This window comes from Streptomyces coeruleorubidus (assembly GCF_008705135.1).
Lineage (GTDB): Bacteria > Actinomycetota > Actinomycetes > Streptomycetales > Streptomycetaceae > Streptomyces > Streptomyces coeruleofuscus.
The window spans coordinates 4,035,784-4,051,865 of the sequence record NZ_CP023694.1 but is presented as its reverse complement, the minus strand read 5'-3'; the positions used below and the strand labels follow the sequence as shown (position 1 = coordinate 4,051,865).

General features: G+C 72.0%; 16 protein-coding genes and 1 tRNA gene. 13 read left to right on the top strand and 4 right to left on the bottom strand.

The window, feature by feature from the left end:
• Positions 1 to 4: 4 nt before the first annotated feature.
• Positions 5 to 628 carry a 5-formyltetrahydrofolate cyclo-ligase gene (locus CP976_RS18625; protein ID WP_150481398.1) on the bottom strand — a complete coding sequence of 208 codons (624 nt, stop codon included), beginning with the start codon at positions 626 to 628 and terminating at the stop codon, positions 5 to 7.
• Positions 629 to 721: 93 nt separating this feature from the next.
• Between CP976_RS18625 and galU the strand changes: the two genes are divergently transcribed.
• The 7 genes from galU to CP976_RS18590 all read left to right on the top strand — a co-directional run bounded on the left by galU (position 722) and on the right by CP976_RS18590 (position 6,179).
• The gene (gene galU / locus CP976_RS18620; protein ID WP_150481397.1) at positions 722 to 1,624 is read left to right on the top strand and encodes a UTP--glucose-1-phosphate uridylyltransferase GalU; all 903 of its coding nucleotides are present in this window, start codon (positions 722 to 724) and stop codon (positions 1,622 to 1,624) included.
• A gap of 4 nt (positions 1,625 to 1,628) precedes the next feature.
• A complete protein-coding gene (glp, locus tag CP976_RS18615; RefSeq protein WP_150481396.1) occupies positions 1,629 to 2,966 on the top strand; it encodes a molybdotransferase-like divisome protein Glp in 1,338 nt (445 codons plus the stop codon).
• Between the two features lie 61 nt (positions 2,967 to 3,027).
• Complete coding sequence (moaC, locus tag CP976_RS18610; protein ID WP_086845559.1) at positions 3,028 to 3,522, top strand: cyclic pyranopterin monophosphate synthase MoaC; 495 nt, start codon at positions 3,028 to 3,030, stop codon at positions 3,520 to 3,522.
• Positions 3,519 to 4,019 carry a MogA/MoaB family molybdenum cofactor biosynthesis protein gene (locus tag CP976_RS18605; RefSeq protein WP_086845557.1) on the top strand — a complete coding sequence of 167 codons (501 nt, stop codon included), beginning with the start codon at positions 3,519 to 3,521 and terminating at the stop codon, positions 4,017 to 4,019. The genes moaC and CP976_RS18605 overlap by 4 nt, the downstream gene beginning before the upstream one ends.
• Before the next feature lie 23 nt (positions 4,020 to 4,042).
• Entirely contained in the window at positions 4,043 to 4,663 is a 621-nt protein-coding gene (locus tag CP976_RS18600) for a GNAT family N-acetyltransferase (protein WP_150481395.1), read from the top strand.
• A gap of 172 nt (positions 4,664 to 4,835) precedes the next feature.
• The gene (sepX, locus tag CP976_RS18595; protein WP_150481394.1) at positions 4,836 to 6,023 is read left to right on the top strand and encodes a divisome protein SepX/GlpR; all 1,188 of its coding nucleotides are present in this window, start codon (positions 4,836 to 4,838) and stop codon (positions 6,021 to 6,023) included.
• An 82-nt stretch (positions 6,024 to 6,105) separates the two neighbouring features.
• Positions 6,106 to 6,179: transfer RNA gene (locus CP976_RS18590), tRNA-Ala, on the top strand.
• 65 nt (positions 6,180 to 6,244) lie between these two features.
• On the opposite strand, the gene CP976_RS18585 is transcribed toward CP976_RS18590, so the two are convergent.
• The gene (locus CP976_RS18585; RefSeq protein WP_150481393.1) at positions 6,245 to 6,721 is read right to left on the bottom strand and encodes a GNAT family N-acetyltransferase; all 477 of its coding nucleotides are present in this window, start codon (positions 6,719 to 6,721) and stop codon (positions 6,245 to 6,247) included.
• Between the two features lie 60 nt (positions 6,722 to 6,781).
• Between CP976_RS18585 and CP976_RS18580 the strand changes: the two genes are divergently transcribed.
• Positions 6,782 to 7,585: an exodeoxyribonuclease III gene (locus CP976_RS18580; protein WP_150481392.1), complete on the top strand. Its 804-nt coding sequence runs from the start codon at positions 6,782 to 6,784 to the stop codon at positions 7,583 to 7,585.
• Positions 7,586 to 7,595: 10 nt separating this feature from the next.
• Here the strand turns inward: CP976_RS18580 and CP976_RS18575 are convergent, their stop codons facing one another.
• Entirely contained in the window at positions 7,596 to 8,243 is a 648-nt protein-coding gene (locus tag CP976_RS18575; protein WP_150481391.1) for a MerR family transcriptional regulator, read from the bottom strand.
• A 130-nt stretch (positions 8,244 to 8,373) separates the two neighbouring features.
• On the opposite strand from CP976_RS18575, the gene CP976_RS18570 reads away from it, so the two are divergent.
• From CP976_RS18570 to CP976_RS18555, 4 genes are all read left to right on the top strand, one after another.
• Positions 8,374 to 9,909: a flavin-containing monooxygenase gene (locus CP976_RS18570; protein ID WP_150481390.1), complete on the top strand. Its 1,536-nt coding sequence runs from the start codon at positions 8,374 to 8,376 to the stop codon at positions 9,907 to 9,909.
• Entirely contained in the window at positions 9,906 to 10,829 is a 924-nt protein-coding gene (locus tag CP976_RS18565; RefSeq protein ID WP_150481389.1) for an alpha/beta fold hydrolase, read from the top strand. The genes CP976_RS18570 and CP976_RS18565 overlap by 4 nt, the downstream gene beginning before the upstream one ends.
• Positions 10,826 to 11,710: an SDR family oxidoreductase gene (locus CP976_RS18560; RefSeq protein WP_150481388.1), complete on the top strand. Its 885-nt coding sequence runs from the start codon at positions 10,826 to 10,828 to the stop codon at positions 11,708 to 11,710. The genes CP976_RS18565 and CP976_RS18560 overlap by 4 nt, the downstream gene beginning before the upstream one ends.
• 76 nt (positions 11,711 to 11,786) lie before the next feature.
• Positions 11,787 to 12,002, top strand: coding sequence for a hypothetical protein (locus tag CP976_RS18555; RefSeq protein ID WP_150481387.1), 216 nt, complete (start codon positions 11,787 to 11,789; stop codon positions 12,000 to 12,002).
• A 47-nt stretch (positions 12,003 to 12,049) separates the two neighbouring features.
• Here CP976_RS18555 and CP976_RS18550 read toward each other — a convergent pair whose 3' ends face one another.
• Entirely contained in the window at positions 12,050 to 15,295 is a 3,246-nt protein-coding gene (locus CP976_RS18550; protein WP_150481386.1) for a S41 family peptidase, read from the bottom strand.
• Positions 15,296 to 15,460: 165 nt separating this feature from the next.
• Here CP976_RS18550 and CP976_RS18545 point away from each other — a divergent pair, with 165 nt between their 5' ends.
• Entirely contained in the window at positions 15,461 to 16,060 is a 600-nt protein-coding gene (locus tag CP976_RS18545; RefSeq protein ID WP_150481385.1) for a TetR/AcrR family transcriptional regulator, read from the top strand.
• The last annotated feature ends 22 nt before the right edge of the window (positions 16,061 to 16,082 follow it).

The following is a 16,082-nucleotide window of genomic DNA, read 5'->3' as shown; positions in this document are numbered from 1 at the left end:
CGCATCAGCTCTCCTGCCCGAACCGCCGCACCCCCGACGGCGTCACCACCGCGTGCACCGGCCGGTCGTGGGGCTCCTCCGGGACGTGCGCGATCACCTCCGAGTCGTACAGCAGCACCACCAGCGCGGGATGCATACCCGCCCGCTCCAGCCGCGCCAGCACACGGTCGTACGAGCCTCCGCCGCGCCCCAGCCGCATCCCGCGCGTGTCGACCGCCAGACCCGGCAGCAGCACGGCGTCGGCGGCGGTCACGGCGTCCGGGCCGAGGCGCTCGCCCGCGGGCTCGAAGAGGGCCATCCTGCCGCCGTGTTGGACGCGCGCCAGCGAGCCCTCGCCCTCGTAGACGCCCCAGTCCAGGTCGTTGTCGGGGAGCAGGACCGGAAGCAGGACACGTACGCCCCGGGCGCGCAGCGCGTCCAGGAGCGCGCGCGTCCCCGGTTCGCTCCCCACGGAGACGTACGCGGCCACCGTGCCGGTCCGCGCCAACTCGGGCAGCTCCAGCGCCCGCCCGGCCAGCGCGGCCGAGGTTTCCCGCAGGTCATCCGCCGTCAACCTGTTCCTCACCGTAAGGAGATCGCGCCGCAAACTCCGCTTGTCAGGCTCGCCCGGACGTCCGATGTGACTCAAAGGTTGCTCCCGTACCGTTCCAATACGCTCATATGAGCGCCTATGAACCGGAGCCGCAGATTCCATGCAAAGGCACCGGATATGGTGGCGGGCATGACTCAGTCGCACCCTCGGATCAGCAAGGCTGTCATTCCAGCAGCAGGCCTCGGTACCCGGTTCCTGCCGGCCACGAAGGCCACTCCCAAGGAGATGCTGCCGGTCGTCGACAAGCCGGCGATCCAGTACGTGGTCGAGGAGGCCGTCGCCGCGGGTCTCGACGACGTCCTCATGGTGACGGGCCGCAACAAGCGCCCCCTCGAGGACCACTTCGACCGCAACTACGAGCTGGAATCGGCGCTTCAGAAGAAGGGCGACGCCGGCCGTCTCGCCAAGGTGCAGGAGTCCAGCGACCTCGCGACGATGCACTACGTCCGCCAGGGCGACCCCAAGGGCCTCGGCCACGCGGTCCTGTGCGCCGCTCCGCACGTGGGCGAGGAGCCCTTCGCCGTCCTCCTCGGCGACGACCTGATCGACCCCCGCGACCCCCTGCTCCAGCGCATGGTCGAGGTCCAGGAGCAGCGCGGCGGCAGCGTCATCGCGCTCATGGAGGTCGCCCCGGAGCAGATCCACCTCTACGGCTGCGCCGCCGTCGAGACCACCGAGGACAGCGACGTCGTCCAGGTCAGCGGCCTCGTCGAGAAGCCCGACCCGGCCGACGCCCCGTCCAACTACGCGATCATCGGCCGCTACGTCCTCGACCCGCACATCTTCGGCATACTGCGCCGGACCGAGCCGGGACGCGGCGGTGAGATCCAGCTCACGGACGCCCTCCAGCAGCTCGCCGAGGACGAGAAGATCGGCGGCCCGGTGCACGGCGTCGTCTTCAAGGGCCGCCGCTATGACACCGGCGACCGCGGTGACTACCTGCGTGCCATTGTCCGACTCGCATGCGAACGTGAAGACCTGGGCCCGGACTTCCGGACCTGGCTTCGCAGTTACGTAGCCGAGGAGATGTAACACGTTGAGCAGCGCCGCGCCCCGCGTCACCGGCCAGGACCACTCGGGCCCCGACCACCTGTGGTCGGTGGAGGAGCACCTGGAGGACATCCTCGCCACCGTCCGGCCCCTGGAACCCATCGAGCTGCATCTGCTCGACGCCCAGGGCTGCGTCCTCGTCGAGGACATCACGGTGCCGGTGTCCCTGCCGCCCTTCGACAACAGCTCGATGGACGGCTACGCGGTGCGGGTCGCGGACGTCGCGGGCGCGAGCGAGGAGTTCCCGGCGGCCCTGGAGGTCGTCGGGGACGTCGCCGCCGGCCAGGCCGAGCTGCTCCACGTGGGCCCCGGCCAGGCCGCCCGCATCATGACAGGCGCCCCGCTGCCGCCCGGCGCCGAGACGGTCGTGCCCGTCGAGTGGACCGACGGCGGGCTCGGCGAGGGCCCGGTGGCCGGGATGCGTGCCCGCAGCCTCGGCCCCGAGGGCGCCACGGGACACGTGCACGTGTACCGCCCGGCCGGGGCCCGCGCGCACGTGCGCGCCAAGGGCAGTGACGTGAAGGCCGGCGACCGCGCCCTGGAAGCCGGCACGATCCTCGGCCCGCCCCAGATCGGCCTGCTCGCCGCGATCGGCCGCGGCACGGTCCGGGTCCGCCCGCGCCCGCGCGTGGTGGTGCTCTCCACCGGCAGCGAACTCGTCCAGCCGGACACGGAACTGGGCACCGGTCAGATCTACGACTCCAACAGCTTCGCCCTCACCGCCGCCGCCCGCGACGCCGGCGCCATCGCCTACCGCGTGGGCGCCGTCGCCGACGACGCCGAGACCCTGCGCTCCACCATCGAGGACCAGCTCGTCCGCGCCGACCTGATGGTCACCACGGGCGGTGTGAGCGTCGGGGCGTACGACGTCGTCAAGGAGGCCCTGTCCCACGTCGCCGACGCGGACGAGGCGGGCAGCGGCATCGAGTTCCGCAAGCTCGCCATGCAGCCCGGCAAGCCCCAGGGCTTCGGCTCCATCGGCCCCGACCACACGCCGCTGCTGGCCCTGCCCGGCAACCCGGTGTCGTCGTACGTCTCCTTCGAACTGTTCGTCCGCCCCGCAATCCGCGCCCTCATGGGCCTGGAGGACGTCCACCGGCCGGCGACCCGGGCGACGCTGACCGCGGACAAGGCGCTGACCTCCCCGAAGGGCCGCCGCCAGTTCCTGCGCGGCACGTACGCCGACGGCACCGTGACCCCGGTCGGCGGCGCCGGATCCCACCTGGTCGCGGCCCTCGCCCACGCCGACGCGCTGATCGTCGTCCCCGAGGACACCGAGTCCGTCGAGCCCGGCGCCGAGGTCGAGGTGGTCCTGCTCGGCTGAGAGGCGCTGGTTGGGGGTACCGTGTCGCGCACAGCAGGCCGGACCGGGAGCGCCACACAGCATGAGCACGCAGGACCCCCCTACGCAGGACCGCCTGACGCACATCGACGAGGCGGGTGCCGCCCGCATGGTCGACGTGTCCGAGAAGGACGTGACCGCGCGCACCGCCCGCGCCAGCGGACGCGTCCTCGTCTCACCCCGCGTGATCGAGTTGCTGCGCGGCGAGGGCGTCCCCAAGGGCGACGCCCTCGCGACCGCGCGGATCGCCGGGATCATGGGAGCCAAACGCACCCCGGACCTGATCCCGCTCTGTCACCCCTTGTCGGTGTCCGGTGTGAAACTGGACCTGTCGGTCGCGGACGACGCGGTGGAGATCCTGGCCACCGTGAAGACGACGGACCGCACGGGCGTCGAGATGGAGGCCCTCACCGCGGTCTCCGTCGCCGCGCTCACCGTGATCGACATGGTCAAGGCGGTCGACAAGGGAGCGGTCATCACGGACGTACGCGTGGAGGAGAAGACGGGCGGCAAGTCGGGCGACTGGAGCCGGGCATGACATACCGCGCTCTCGTCGTCACCGCCTCCAACCGAGCCGCCGCCGGGATCTACGAGGACAAGGGCGGCCCGCTCATCGCGCACGGCCTGAAGGGCTTCGGCTTCCAGGTCGACGGCCCCCAGGTCGTCCCGGACGGCGACCCGGTGGAGGCCGCCCTGCGCGCCGGTGTCGAGACCGGCTACGACGTCATCGTCACCACCGGCGGCACGGGCATCTCGCCCACCGACCGCACGCCCGAGGCGACGCGCCGGGTGATCGACCACGAGGTCCCGGGCATCGCCGAGGCCATCAGGGCGTTCGGCAGGGAGAAGGTGCCGACCGCGGCGCTCTCCCGGGGGCTGGCCGGAGTGGCGGGCGGGACGCTGATCGTCAACCTGCCCGGCTCCAGCGGCGGGGTGAAGGACGGCCTGGCCGTCCTGGAGCCGCTGCTGGTCCACGCCGTCGAGCAGCTCCGCGGCGGTGACCACCCCAGACCCGGCACTGGGGGTGCGAGCTGAACAGCCCATCCTGGCCCGTCGAGCTGGTGGACGGCGATATCGTCCTCAGGCCGATAAAGCTGCGCGACCAGCGGGCGTGGCGCGAGGTCAACCGGCGCAACCGCGACTGGCTGCGCCCCTGGGAGGCGACCATTCCGCCGCCCGCGCCCGGCGGCCCGCTGACGCACCGCCCGACCTTCCGCCAGATGGTCCGCCACCTGAGGTCGGAGGCGAACGCCGGCCGGATGCTGCCCTTCGTCATCGAGTACCAGGGGCGGCTGGTGGGGCAGTTGACCGTGGCCGGAATCACCTGGGGCTCGATGTGCTCGGGGCACGTCGGCTACTGGGTGGACGAGGGGGTGGCCGGCCGCGGGGTGATGCCGACGGCGGTGGCGCTCGTCGTGGACCACTGTTTCCGCACGGTCGGGCTGCACCGCATCGAGGTCTGCATTCGCCCCGAGAACGGGCCGAGCCGCCGGGTCGTGGAGAAACTCGGATTCCGTGAGGAGGGGATCAGGCCGCGTTATCTCCACATCGACGGGGCCTGGCGGGACCACCTCGTCTTCGCGCTGACGGCGGAAGAGGTGCCGGACGGGTTGCTGAGGCGCTGGCACCGGGCACGATCGCAGAGTAATCCGGGAATCCGGCAGCACCCCGGGAATTGAATATGTGTTCGAAATTGATCGCCCGGTGACCGCCTCAGGTCATTGAATTCCCGGCCTCGTCGGTCTGCTGATCGCATCCGTCGCAAAAAAAGTTCGAAATATCAGCCAGATCGTGCGACACACCGGCTCAATTGGCAGATGGCCTCACGCAAACCCCTCTACCGTGTGAGGCGTGAGCAGCAGCGGCCTCATCTACGCAGTCATTGTCGGGGCCTGGGCCGCCTACTTGGTGCCGATGTGGCTCCGTAGGCAGGACGAGCTGAACGAGGCCCGTCCGACGGAACGCTTCAGCACCGCCATCCGGCTTCTGTCCGGAAAGGCGGCCATGGAGCGCCGGTACGCCAGGGACCTGCGGGCGCGCTCCGCCGAGGAGGGGGAGCAGGACGCCGACGACCTGGACGCCGTCACCGACTCGGTGGACGTCCGGGCCTTCGCCGTGTCCAAGACGCGTCCGCAGACCCAGGCACCCGTACCGTCGCCCGCCCCCGAGCAGCCGGCCCGCCCGGCACCCGGACCGGCGAGTGCCGAACGCGGACGGGGGCCCGTGCCCGCCGCCCGGCGCGGCGCGACGCCCCAGACGAACAAGGCGAACGAGGCGGCCGCAGCGCGGGCCCGGCGCTCGAAGGTGCTCGCGCGCCGTCGGCGCACCACCACCATGCTGTTCCTCGCCTTCACCGTCGGCGCGATCGTCGCCGCCGTCGGGGGCCTCGCGTTCCTGTGGGCGCCTGGTGTGCCCGCCGTCATGCTCAGCGTGTACATCGCGTACCTGCGCTCCCAGGAGCGCCGCCGCTTCACCTACCAGATGGACCGCCGTCGGGCCGAGGCCGCGGCCCAGCGGCTGCGGGAGCACCAGCGGCAGCCCCGCCGGCGCGCCTCCGCCGACGAAGCGGCCGACGACCCGGAGGAAGGACCCGGGCCGGCGACCGACCCCGGCCTGTCGGCCCTCGCGGCGGACCGGCGCGCACTCGTCGAGCAGACCGACCACGCCGAGTGGGTCGATCAGCAGCGCGAGCGGCAGCGGCGGCCGGGACAGGGCGACAGCTGGGAGCCGGTGCCGGTGCCCCTGCCGACCTATGTGACCGCACCCGTCGCGCCCCGGGCCACCAGCGACGTGGACCTCGCAGCCCCCGACACCTGGAGCTCCGCGCGGTCGAGCGCCGTCACCCCGGACCACGAGGACGCCCCCGCCGGCGGCGCGGACCCCGGCGAGGCGGAGCACCGCGAGCAGGAGAGGGCGGACGGCGACGGGCGCAGTGACGCCCGCCGCGCGGCTTCCGCACGGCGGGCGCGGGAGCGCGGCCGCACGCCGCTGTTCGACCAGTACGAGGACGGGGGGCGGCCCCGGGCCGCCAACGAGTAGCCCGCGAAGCCGCAGGTGACCGCCCCTCGGGAACGGATTTCCAAGCAGGCCGATCGGGGTGCTAAAGTTTCACTCGTTGCAAGGGCCTGTGGCGCAGTCCGGTAGCGCACCTCGTTCGCATCGAGGGGGCCAGGGGTTCAAATCCCCTCAGGTCCACGCAGCTCAGAGCCCCGGTCGGGAATCCCGACCGGGGCTCTGACGTATGTTCAGCACCACACGCGTCAGAGGCCCTTGGCGAAGCAGCGGCTCGACTCGTAGTGCCGGTAGTAGCCGAACTTGGCGCACGGCTCGTAGCCGCTGGACGTGTACAGGGCTATGGCCTCCGGCTGCTTGAGGCCCGTCTCCAGGACCATGCGGATGCGGCCGGCCGCGCGGGCGTCCTCCTCCAGGGCGGCCAGGATGCGGCGGGCGAGGCCCCGGCCGCGCATCTGCTCGATCACGTACATGCGCTTGACTTCGGCGTCGCCGTCCAGGTTGCCCTCGTCGTTCGCGTCCTGAGCACGCCAGCCGCCCGAGGCGACGGGGGTGCCGAGCTCGTCGTACGCGATCAGGTAGATGCCGTTCGGCGGCTCGAAGTCCGACGCGGCCATGACCGTCGCGTCGCCGTCGTCCCCGTAGCGGACGGCGTACTCGGCCTGGACCTGGTCGTTCAGCTTCACGGCGTCGGGGTGGTCGAAGGAGACCCGGCGTATATGCATGCCGGCTACCGTATTCGATCCGGAACTGGACCTCGTCCAGGGTGCCGGTATCGTGCCGGGGTGCTCACTGTGACCTCTGTGAATGTGAACGGGCTGCGTGCCGCCGCGAAGAAGGGCTTCGTGGAATGGCTCGCGGAGACCGAAGCCGATGTGCTGTGCCTCCAGGAGGTGCGCGCCGAGCCGGGGCAGCTGCCCGAGCATGTGCGGGCGCCCGAGGGGTGGCACGTGACGCACGCGCCGGCCGCCGCCAAGGGGCGGGCCGGGGTGTCCCTGTACAGCCGCCGCGAGCCCGACCGGGTCCAGGTCGGGTTCGGGTCGGAGGAGTTCGACGGCAGCGGACGGTATGTGGAGGCGGACCTGCCGGGGGTCACCGTCGCCTCCCTCTATCTGCCCTCCGGTGAGGTCGGCACCGAGCGGCAGGACGAGAAGGAGCGCTTCATGGGCGAGTTCCTCGCCTATCTGAAGGGGCTCAGGGAGCGGGCCGCCGCCGAGGGGCGCGAGGTCCTGGTCTGCGGCGACTGGAACATCGCCCACCAGCAGGCCGACCTGAAGAACTGGCGCGGCAACACCAAGAACTCCGGGTTCCTGCCCGAGGAGCGGGAGTGGCTGTCCCGGGTCCTCGATCCCGCGGACGGCGGGTACGTCGACGTCGTACGCGCCCTGCACCCGGACACCGAGGGGCCGTACTCGTGGTGGTCGTACCGCGGGCGGGCCTTCGACAACGACACCGGCTGGCGGATCGACTATCACGTGGCCACCCCGGGTCTCGCCGGGCGGGCGGTCAAGGGGTTCGTGGAGCGGGCCGCCACGCACGCGGAGCGGTGGTCCGACCACGCGCCGGTGACCGTCGTCTACGACCGCTAGGACCCGGTGGTCAGTCTCCGCCCCCGCGCATCCTGCGGTCCATGGCCAGGGACAGTTCCGCCTCCACCACGCTGCGGGCCAGCGGGCGCAGGCGGGGCAGGTCGTCCTCGGAGGCGTGGCGCAGGACCAGGCCGGTGAAGAGTTCGGCCAGGGCGTCGGCGTGGGTGCGGACCTGCTTGGCCGCGCCGAGGACCTCCGCGAGGGGGATGCCCTCGCGGACCAGGGCCGAGGAGACGTCCAGGAGGCGGCGGCTGATGTGGACGATCTCATTGCCGTCGGTGCCGAGGTAGCCGAGCTCCATCGCGGCGGCGAGGTTCTCGGGGGTGGCCTCGCCCGCGAAGTGGTCGGCGAGTTCCTCGGGGGTGAGGTGGACCGGCTCCTCCTCGGTGGGGGCGCCGACGCCGAGCAGGTCGCCGACGTCCCGGCCGTGGTCGAAGGCCTCCGCCAGCTCCGCGATGCCGCTGAGGGTGTGGCCGCGTTCCAGCAGGGCCGTGATCGTGCGCAGCCGGTTCAGGTGCTGGTCGTCGTACCAGGCGATGCGGCCTTCCCGGCGAGGTGGCGGGATCAGCTTGCGTTCGCGGTAGAAGCGCAGGGTGCGCACCGTGATCCCGGCCAGGCGGGCCAGCTCTTCCATGCGGTATTCACGCTTCTCGGCCACCTGGGCACCTTAAGGCGTACCGAGGGTAACTTTCCTCGACGGCCCCCTACCCATCAGTACGTCACTGCCCTACTCTCCCATTGCGCCAGTGTTCACTGGCATGGTTCTCGTGGTGTGTGGAGGTGTCGGCATGGGCGAACGCGAACACGAACGCGAGCATGTGCGGGTCGCGGTGGTCGGTTCCGGGTTCGGCGGGCTGGGGGCCGCCGCGCGGCTGCGCCGCGAGGGTGTCACCGACTTCGTCGTCCTGGAGCGGGCGAGCAGCGTCGGCGGGACCTGGCGCGACAACAGCTACCCGGGGTGCGCGTGTGACGTGCCGTCGCATCTGTACTCGTTCTCCTTCGCGCCCAACCCCGACTGGCCGCGCACCTTCTCGGGGCAGGAGCACATCCGTGCCTACCTGGAGCACGTGACGGACGTGTTCCGGCTGCGGCCGCACATCCGCTTCGACTCGGAGGTGAAGCGGATGACGTGGAACGCCGAGCGGCTGTGCTGGGACATCGAGACCAGCAGCGGGAGCCTGTCGGCGGACATCGTCGTGTCGGCCACCGGTCCGCTGTCCGACCCGAAGGTGCCGGACATCCCCGGGCTGGACTCCTTCCCGGGCAAGGTCTTCCACTCCGCCCGCTGGGACCACGACTACGACCTGCGCGGCAAGCGCGTCGCGATGGTGGGGACCGGGGCCTCGGCCATCCAGATCGTGCCGGCCGTCCAGCCCGACGTGTCGCGGCTCACGCTCTTCCAGCGCACCCCGCCGTGGGTGATGCCCCGCGTCGACCGGGCCATCAGCGACGCCGAGCGGTGGCTCCACCGGCAGCTGCCCTTCACCTCGCAGCTGCGGCGCGGACTGCTGTGGGGCATCCGGGAGTTGCAGGTCCAGGCGTTCACCAAGCGCCCGAACGAACTCGGCTTCGTCGAGCAGCTGGCCCGGCGCAACATGGCCCGTGCCGTCAAGGACCCGGCCCTGCGGGCGAAGCTCACCCCGGACTACCGCATCGGCTGCAAGCGGATCCTGCTGTCCAGCGACTACTACCCGGCGCTCGCCCAGCCCAACGTCGATGTGGTCGCGAGCGGGCTGGCCGAGATCCGCGGATCGACCCTCGTCGCCGCCGACGGCAGTGAGGCCGAGGTGGACGCGATCGTCTTCGGCACCGGGTTCCACGTCACCGACATGCCCATCGCCGACCGGGTCGTGGGCGCCGACGGGCGGACCCTCGCCGAGACCTGGAAGGGCGGCATGGAGGCCCTGCGCGGAGCCTCCGCCGCAGGCTTCCCCAACTGGATGACGATCATCGGGCCCAACACCGGCCTCGGGAACTCCTCGATGATCCTCATGATCGAGTCCCAGCTGAACTACCTCGCCGACTTCGTCCGCCAGCTCGACGTCCTCGGCGGCCGCGTCGCCCTGGACGCCCGGCCGAGTTCCGTGAGCGCCTGGAACCACCGGGTGCAGGAGCGCATGAAGCGGACCGTGTGGAACACCGGCGGCTGCACCAGCTGGTACCTCGACGCGAGCGGCCGCAACACCACCATCTGGCCCGGCACGACAGCCGAGTTCCGGCGGGCGACGCGGCGGGTGGACCTCGCGGAGTACGACGTCCTGCGGGCCCCGGCGGCCGAGCGGACGGCCGGGAAGGCCGAGAAGAAGGCGGGGGTGGACGCGTGAGCCGTCTCCTGTCCGTCGACTCCGGGCCCTACGCCCCGCCCGCCCCCGCGCGCGAACTGACCGCCGTCTCCGCCGACGGCGCCCGGCTGCACGTGGAGATCCATGGGCCCGACGCAGCCCCCGCCGTCGTCCTCGCCCACGGCTGGACCTGTTCCACCGCCTTCTGGGCGGCGCAGATCCGCGATCTGGCCGCCGACCACCGGGTCATCGCCTACGACCAGCGCGGCCACGGACGCAGCCCCGCGAGCCCGGTGTGCAGCACCGACACCCTCGCCGACGACCTGGAGGCCGTACTCGAAGCCACCCTGGCGCCCGGCGAACAGGCCGTGGTCGCCGGGCACTCCATGGGCGGCATGACCGTGATGGCGGCCTCCGGGAGGACCGCCTTCCGCGAGCACACCGCCGCCGTCCTGCTGTGCAGCACGGGCAGTTCGGAGCTGGTCGCGGCCTCCACCGTCGTCCCCATGCGGCCCGGGCGGCTGCGGACCTGGCTGACCCGGCGGATCCTGGGCTCCCGGGCGCCGCTCGGCCCGGTCACGCCCCTGGCCCGCCGGATCCTCAAGTACGGGACGATGGGCCCGGCTTCGGCCCCGCACATGGTCGAGGCCTGCGCCCGCATCGTGCACGCCTGCCCCCGCACGGTCCGCCACACCTGGTCGCACGTGCTGGACCTGCTCGATCTCGACCACGGCGTACGGGAGCTGGACGTGCCCACGGCCGTCGTCGTCGGCACGGCGGACCGGCTCACGCCGCCGGTGCAGGCTCAAGCCCTGGCCGCCGCGCTGCCGCACTGCACCGGGCTCACCGAGCTGCCCGGCATCGGCCACATGACGCCCGTCGAGGCGCCCGAGCTGGTCACCGGGAAGATCCGTGAACTCGTGCACACACACATCCAGGTCGTATCCGAGGAGAGCGCATGAGCAGGGTGAGCCTCGAAGGCAGGGTCGCCGTGGTGACCGGGGCGGCGCGCGGCGTCGGGGAGTTGCTGGCCCGCAAGCTCTCCGCGCGCGGCGTGAGGATCGCGCTGGTCGGGCTCGAACCGGACGCGCTCAAGGAGGTGTCCGCGCGGCTGCACAGCGACAGTGAACACTGGCACGCCGACGTCACCGACCACGAGGCGATGGCCCGGGTCGCGGAGGAGGTCAAGGAGCGCTTCGGCAGGGTCGACATCGTCGTCGCCAACGCCGGTGTCGCCACGGGCGGTCCGTTCGCCGACTCCGACCCGGAGTCCTGGCGGCGGGTGATCGAGGTCAATGTGATCGGCTCGGCGGTGACGGCCCATGCCTTCCTGCCGATGCTGCTGGAGAGCCGCGGGTATCTGCTCCAGATCGCGTCCCTCGCCGCGATCACCCCGGCGCCGATGATGACCGCGTACTGCGCGTCCAAGTCCGGGGTGGAGGCGTACGCGCACAGCCTCAGCGCCGAGGTCGGGTACCGGGGCGTGAAGGTCGGCGTCGGGTATCTGTCGTGGACCGACACCGACATGGTGCGCGGGGCCGACCAGGACGACGTGATGCGGGAGTTGAGGCAGCGGCTGCCCTGGCCGTCCAACAAGACGTACCCGCTGGGCCCGGCGGTGGACCGGCTCGTGGCCGGGATCGAGCGCCGGTCGAGCCATGTCTACGGGCAGTGGTGGCTGCGCGGCATGCAGGGCGTGCGCGGATATCTGCCCGGCGTCATCGGGACGGTGGGCCAGCGGGAGATGCGGCGGTTCGCGGACCGGCTGACGGGCATGCGCACGGGCCTCGTCGGGGCGGGCGGAGCGGCCGATGAGCAGCAGCGGACTACGCACCGTAAGTGATCGACATGCGCAGCGTCACCGCCCGTGTGAATCTGGTCGAGCCAGATCCCCTCACCCCCAACGGGAGTGAACCCACATGGGTATGAAGGACCAGTTCCAGGAGAAGTCCGAGCAGTGGCAGAACCAGGCCCGGCAGAAGGCGGACCAGGCTCGCGAGCAGATGCAGGGCCGCGGCCGCCGGCGTGACGAGGACATGGACCCCTCGCAGCCGCAGCCGCAGCGCGACCGTGACCGCGACCGGGAGCGTGAGCGCGAGCAGGAGGACCGCTTCGACCAGGACTACGACGCCTGACGTTGCGTGCTGAAGGGAAGGGGTGCTCCGCGCGGGGCACCCCTTCCTCACGCCCTGGGCGGCAGCTTCGGTCGGGAGCGGTCCGGTACGTCGCTGTAGGTCGGCGGCGTCGCCGGCGGGTTGGTCTCCAGCAGCCCGAGCGCCAGCTCCACCGCGTCCGTGAGCTGGGCATGACGGCCCTCCGCCCAGTCCAGCGGCGTGCGCAGGACGTCGATGTCGGGGGCGACGCCGTTGTTCTCCACCGACCAGCCGTAGGCGTCGAACCAGGCAGCGTTCATCGGCACCGTGATGACCGTGCCGTCCCCCAGCTCGTGCCGGCCGGTCATGCCGACCACGCCGCCCCAGGTGCGCTGCCCCACCACCGGGCCCAGCTTCAGCAGTTTGAACGCGGCGGCGATCATGTCGCCGTCGGAGGAGGTCGCCTCGTCCGCCAGGGCCACCACCGGGCCCCGCGGCGCGTTCGAGGTGTACGACACGGGCTGGGCGTCGCGGGTCAGGTCCCAGCCCAGGATCGTGCGGCTCAGCGTCTCGATGACCAGCTCGCTGATGTGGCCGCCGGCGTTGCCGCGCACGTCCACGATCAGCGCGGGCCGGGACACCTCCATGCGCAGATCACGGTTGAACTGCGCCCAGCCCGAACCGCCCATGTCCGGGATGTGCAGATAGCCGCACCGCCCGCCGCTCAACTCCCGCACCACCGACCGGCGTTTGGCCACCCAGTCCTGGTAGCGCAGCGGCCGCTCGTCGACGAGCGGGACGACGGCGACCCGCCGGGGCGGGCCCGCGCCCTCCGCGGGCGAGAAGGTCAGCTCCACCGTCGTACCGCCCGCGCCGGCCAGCAGCGGATAGGGGCCCGCGTCCGGATCGACCGGGCGGCCGTCGACGTGGGTCAGGACCGCTCCCTCGCGGATGCCCGTGCCGGCCAGCGGGGAGCGGGCCTTGGAGTCGGAGGAGTCGCCGGGCAGGATGCGCCTGACCGTCCAGCCGCCGTCCCGGCGTACGAAGTTGGCGCCCAGCAGGCCCTGCCGGCGCTGGTAGTGCGGCGGGCCCTCGTTGCGCCGGGCGGCGGTGACGTACGCGTGGGACGTGCCCAGCTCGCCCAGTACCTCGCGCAGCAGGTCGGCGAACTCGTCCGGGGAGGCGACCCGTTCGACCAGCGGACGGTACTGGTCCAGCACCCCGGCCCAGTCGATGCCGCACATGCCCGGCTCCCAGAAGTACGCCCGGATCAGCCGCCCGGCCTCCTCGTACGCCTGCCGCCACTGAGCCGCCGGGTCGACCACGTGCAGGATGCGGCGCGCGTCGATCCACACCGTCGTGTCGGCGTCGCCGGGCTCGGTCGCGGGCACCGCGCGCAGCTCGCCCTCGTCGACGATCACCAGCCGCGTGCCGTCGCCGCTGACCGCGAAGAAGTCCAGGTGCACGGCGAGTTCGGACTTCTTGGCCTTGGTGATGCCGAAGTGCTCCAGGGTCGGCCGGCCGCTGGTGTCGTCCGGGTTCGCGAAGGTCTCGCCCAGCGCGCCCGAGATCGGCCAGCGCAGCCACACCAGCCCGCCGCCCGCCACCGGGTGCAGCGCCGAGTACTTGGAGGCGGCCACCGGGAAGGGAGTGACCCGGCTCTCCAGCCCCTCGACCTCGACGATCACGGCGCCGCTCTCCCCGTTCTCGTCGTCCTCCACCGGGTCCAGGCCCCCGGCGGCCGGGCGGCCCTCGGGGTTCACCGCGAAGGGGGAGGGTGTCGCGGAGGACAGCGGCACGAGATACGGGCGGCAGCCCAGCGGGAAGGACAGGTCGCCGGTGTGCACGTCGTAGACGGGGTCGAAGCCGCGCCAGGAGAGGAAGGCGAGGTAGCGGCCGTCGCGCGTGAAGACCGGGTTCTCGTCCTCGAAACGGCCGTTGGTGACGTCGACGACGAACCTGTCCCCTTCCGCGGTTCCGGCGAGCCGGGCCATCTTGATCTGCCGAAGTGTCCGCCCGATCCCCGGATGAGACCAGGTCAGCCACGCCCCGTCCGGGGAGAACGCGAGGTCGCGCACGGGTCCGTTGACCGACCGGATCAACTCGGTGACCTCGCCGGCGGACTCCTCGGTCACGTCCACGAGCAGCAGTCGCCCGTCGTGCGAGGCGACCGCCAGCCGCTCGCCCTCCGGGTCCGACACCAGCTCCCGGACCCGCCCCAGTCCGCCCGAGGCCGGCCGCCGTGGCCCGCGGTCCCCGCTCGCCCGGGGCAGGGAGGCGATCTCGATCGCGTCCTCGCCCTCCGCGTCCGTCACGTACGCCACCCGCCCGCTCGCGCCGAGCATCTCCGGCATCCGCACCCGGACGCCCGGGATGTCGGTGAGGGTGCGGGCCGGCCCGTCCCGGTGGGTGAGCCAGTACAGGCTGCCGCGCACGACGACCGCGCTCGCCCGCCCGGTCTCGTCGACCGAGATCCCGTCGACGTGCTGGGCGGCGGCCACCTGGTACGGGCGCCGCCCCGCGCGCGGGCCGTTCAGCCATACGTCCAGCCGGCGCGGCTCGGACCCCGGTGACAGATCGTCGACCAGCCACAGGTCGCCCGCGCACTGGTACACCACCCGGGTGCCGTCACTGGAGGCGTGCCGGGCGTAGAAGGCGTCGTGGTCGGTGTGCCGGCGCAGGTCGGAGCCGTCGTAGGCGCAGGAGTACAGGTTGCCGACGCCCTCGTGGTCGGAGAGGAAGGCGATCCGGCCGCCGGCGAACATGGGGGAGTGCAGATGGCCGCCGAGATCGGCCAGCAGCCGTTCGCCGTGCAGCCACAGCCTGCCCGTGGCGCCGCCCCGGTAGCGCTTCCAGGCGGCCGGCTCGTGCGGCGGGGTGCCGGTGAGAAGGAGGGACTTGCGCTCCCCGTCCAGATCGGCGACCTGGATGTCGGCGACCGGCCCCCAGGGCAGCTTGCGGCCCGGGTCGCCGTCGAGGGAGACCTTGTAGGCCCAGGTGAAGTACGAGAAGGGCTCGCCGTGCGAGGCCACGGCCAGGATCTCGCCCTCCGGGGTCCAGCCGCAGACCCGGGTGTCGGCGCTGCCCCAGTGGCTCACCTGCCGGCCCGGACCGCCGTCCACCGGGACGAGATGGACCTCGGGCACCAGGCTGCGCCAGCTCGTGTACGCGAGGTGGCGGCCGTCGGGCGAGAAGCGAGGGTGTCCCACCTTGGTGCGGTCGACGGTGAGCCGCCAGGCGCGGCCGGGGCCGTCGACCGGGGCGAGCCAGAGGTCGTCCTCGGCCACGAAGCACAGCAGGTCGTCATGGAGATGCGGCAGACGCAGATAGCTCACCTCCCCATGCTTTGCCCGGGGGCGGACCGGAGCAAGTTATGACAAACCGGCGTGCGTGCCGCCTCGTGACCCAGGACACGTACGAAACCGTTTCGTTCTCATGTGAGGGTGCGCTACATTCGTGACGTACGAAACCGTGTCGTTCGGAGCAGGAAGGTGAGCGAGATGGCTGAGGCCGCCACCGTGCGTCGCAGTCGGATCACGCCCGAGCGTGAGGCCGAGCTGTACGCGGCCGTGCTCGACCTGCTCCGCGAGGTCGGCTACGACGCCCTCACCATGGACGCCGTGGCCGCTCGCACCCGGTCCAGCAAGGCGACGCTCTACCGCCAGTGGGGCGGCAAGCCGGAGCTGGTGGCGAAGGCGATCCGGCACAACAAGCCGGGCAGCATCGCCGACGTCGACACGGGATCCCTGCGGGGCGACCTGCACGCCCTCACCTCCCGTGAGGACGACTGCACCATGCAGCAGAACGCCGCGCTGATGCGCGGTCTGTTCATGGCCGTGCACGGCAACCCGGACCTTCTCCAGGCGTTCAAGGAACTGCTCATCGAGCCCGAGATGGAGGAGTTCCACCGGGTCGTGCAAAGAGCGGTCGACCGCGGCGAGGTCCAGGCCGGCCGCCCGGCGCTGGACTACATCGTGCACATGCTCGTCGGCGCGTTCGCCACGCGCACGCTGATCGACGACCAGCCGCCGACGCAGGAGTTCCTCACCTCGTACATCGACGCCGTGGTCCTCCCCGCCCTCGGCGTTCCCGTCGACTGACGATTCCCTGAACTAGCCCTCC

Excerpts from the sequence above, each read along its gene's own strand:
- galU (WP_150481397.1), top strand. The coding sequence starts at position 722 with ATGACTCAGTCGCACCCTCGGATCAGCAAGGCTGTCATTCCAGCAGCA.
- CP976_RS18555 (WP_150481387.1), top strand. The coding sequence starts at position 11,787 with ATGGGTATGAAGGACCAGTTCCAGGAGAAGTCCGAGCAGTGGCAGAAC.
- CP976_RS18605 (WP_086845557.1), top strand. The coding sequence starts at position 3,519 with ATGACATACCGCGCTCTCGTCGTCACCGCCTCCAACCGAGCCGCCGCC.
- CP976_RS18585 (WP_150481393.1), bottom strand. The coding sequence starts at position 6,721 with ATGCATATACGCCGGGTCTCCTTCGACCACCCCGACGCCGTGAAGCTG.
- CP976_RS18545 (WP_150481385.1), top strand. The coding sequence starts at position 15,461 with ATGGCTGAGGCCGCCACCGTGCGTCGCAGTCGGATCACGCCCGAGCGT.
- CP976_RS18570 (WP_150481390.1), top strand. The coding sequence starts at position 8,374 with ATGGGCGAACGCGAACACGAACGCGAGCATGTGCGGGTCGCGGTGGTC.
- moaC (WP_086845559.1), top strand. The coding sequence starts at position 3,028 with ATGAGCACGCAGGACCCCCCTACGCAGGACCGCCTGACGCACATCGAC.
- CP976_RS18560 (WP_150481388.1), top strand. The coding sequence starts at position 10,826 with ATGAGCAGGGTGAGCCTCGAAGGCAGGGTCGCCGTGGTGACCGGGGCG.